A 2,508-nucleotide genomic window follows, 5' to 3' on the forward strand; every position below is an offset into this window, starting at 1 on the left:
CCGACAGTTTCCCCGCGGTGGACTACTTCGAGGAGGCGCGCCTGCCCTTCGTCGTCGGCGTCAACGGCTTCGACGGGGAGTACACCCATGGGGAGGACGAACTGCGTGAGGCCCTGACGTTGTCGCCCCGGGTCCCGATCGTCCGCACCGACGCCCGTGACCGTGAATCGGTCAAGAGCACCCTGATCACCCTCGTCGAACACGCGCTGACGTCCCACGTGGGCGCGGTCCGTTGAGAGCAGGGAACGGACCGGACCGGCGATCTCGCCCCGGCGGCACGGGCGTGAAGGGCGTGCGGGCGGATAGTCTGGGGAGACTGATGATTCACCGACCCGTCCACTCGCTTCGAGGCTGGCCAAACACGTGTTCGAGACGCTTTCCGACCGGCTGACTTCGGTCTTCTCCTCCCTTCGGTCCAAAGGCAGGCTTTCCGACGCCGACATCGACGCGACCTGCCGCGAGATCCGCATCGCGCTGCTCGAGGCGGACGTCGCGCTGCCGGTCGTGAAGGACTTCGTGGCCCGGGTCAAGGAGCGGGCCCGCGGCGCCGAGGTCTCCCAGGCGCTCAATCCCGCGCAGCAGGTCGTGAAGATCGTCAACGACGAGCTCATCGAGGTGCTGGGCGGCGAGACGCGGCGGCTGCGCTACGCCAAGACCCCGCCGACCGTGATCATGCTGGCCGGTCTCCAGGGCTCCGGTAAGACGACCCTGGCCGGCAAGCTCGCCAAGTGGCTGCGCGAGCAGGGGCACGCCCCGCTGCTCGTCGCCTGCGACCTGCAGCGGCCCAACGCGGTGCAGCAGCTCGCCGTCATGGCCGAGCGGGCCGGGGTGGCGGTGTACGCCCCCGAGCCGGGCAACGGCGTGGGCGACCCGGTCGCGGTGGCCCGGCAGTCGGTGGACCACGCGCGCCGTCAGCAGCACGACGTGGTCATCGTCGACACCGCCGGTCGCCTCGGCATCGACCAGGAGCTGATGAAGCAGGCCGCCGACATCCGCGACGCGGTCACCCCCGACGAGGTCCTGTTCGTGCTCGACGCCATGATCGGCCAGGACGCGGTGAGCACGGCTCGCGCGTTCATGGACGGCGTCGGCTTCGACGGCGTGGTGCTGACCAAGCTCGACGGCGACGCCCGAGGCGGCGCCGCCCTGTCGGTGCGGCACGTCACCGGCCGTCCGATCATGTTCGCCAGCACCGGTGAGAAGCTCGAGGACTTCGACGCCTTCCACCCCGACCGCATGGCGGGCCGGATCCTCGACATGGGTGACATCCTCACCCTGATCGAGCAGGCGCAGAAGACGTTCGACGAGCAGGAGGCCGCCAAGATGGCGGGCAAGCTCGTCTCCGGGGACGGCTTCACGCTGGAGGACTTCCTCGAGCAGATGATGATGGTGCGCCGCATGGGGCCCATCAAGAACCTGCTCGGCATGATGCCGGGCATGGGGCAGATGCGCGAGCAGCTCAACCAGGTCGACGACCGCGACCTGGACCGCATCGCGGCGATCATCCGCTCCATGACGCCCGGCGAGCGCCAGGACCCGAAGATCATCAACGGCTCGCGCCGGGCGCGCATCGCCAAGGGGTCGGGCGTCACGGTCACCGAGGTGAACAACCTGGTGGTCCGCTTCTTCGAGGCGCAGAAGATGATGAAGCGGATGACCCAGGGCATGGGCATCCCGGGCATGCCCGGCGGGCGCAAGCAGAAGGCGCAGAAGCCCAAGAAGGGCCGTCGTGTCAGCGGCGACCCGCGCAAGGCCGCCCTCGGCAAGGCCGGCGCGAACGCGGCGCCGGACGCCCCGAAGCTGCCCAAGGGCCTGCTCGGCAACCTCGGCGGCGGCCAGTTGCCCCCCGGTCTGGAGTTGCCGCCCGGCTTCGACCCGTCGAAGCTGAAGCTGCCCGGCCAGAACTGACGGCCCGGACCCCCGCCCGCCCGCCGGTTCTCGGCGGGCGGCGGACAGGTCAGAGGCTCGCCCAGTGTTGTTCAGAGGCTCGCGCTGTGTGTCAAAGGCTCGCGCCTGGGGTCATCGGTGTGGCGTCGATCCTGCCGTCGTCGCACACCGTCGCGCTGAACGGAACCTCCAGGTGCGCGACCTCGTCCGGCGGAATGATCATCAGCCGGGCCGAGGCGGGGCACCGGGTCTCGTGCCCGCTCGGCACCACGGTCCAGTGGAGCCGGGCGTGGGCGCTCGTCCCGGGGCGCAGCGTGACCCGGTGCGGGGTGACGCTCTCGCGCCGGGTGCGCGTACGCAGCACGTCGCCGTGGCCGTCGATGAGGACGAGCCCGACGAAGCCGTACACCCAGCAGGTCTTGGCCGAGGTGTTGGTCAGCACGAGCGGCGCGTAGCGGTTGCCCGCCCCCGCGTCCTGTCGTCCCACGCGGGCCCGCAACCCGGTCGTACGGCACCGCTCGGGGGCGGCGCCCGTGCTTCGTGTGGCCGTGGTTCGCGCCGCGGCGCCGTACCGGACGGACGCCGCGCCCGCGGCGGTGGCCCGTCCCGTGTCCGCGGCGG

At 71.1% G+C, this 2,508-nt stretch carries 2 protein-coding genes and 1 pseudogene; 2 read left to right on the top strand and 1 reads right to left on the bottom strand.

The annotated features are described in order from the left end of the window. A pseudogene (locus B1L11_RS44335) lies at positions 1 to 236 on the top strand (ATP-binding protein); the annotation flags it as partial. A gap of 127 nt (positions 237 to 363) precedes the next feature. Next, positions 364 to 1,908: a signal recognition particle protein gene (gene ffh, locus B1L11_RS44340; RefSeq protein ID WP_079321099.1), complete on the top strand. Its 1,545-nt coding sequence runs from the start codon at positions 364 to 366 to the stop codon at positions 1,906 to 1,908. Positions 1,909 to 1,999: 91 nt separating this feature from the next. Here the strand turns inward: ffh and B1L11_RS44345 are convergent. After that, a partial coding sequence (locus tag B1L11_RS44345; RefSeq protein ID WP_143738004.1) for a DUF4232 domain-containing protein occupies positions 2,000 to 2,508 on the bottom strand: 509 nt, incomplete at its 5' end.

The organism is Microbispora sp. GKU 823 (assembly GCF_002027145.1).
GTDB classification, from domain to species: domain Bacteria; phylum Actinomycetota; class Actinomycetes; order Streptosporangiales; family Streptosporangiaceae; genus Microbispora; species Microbispora siamensis.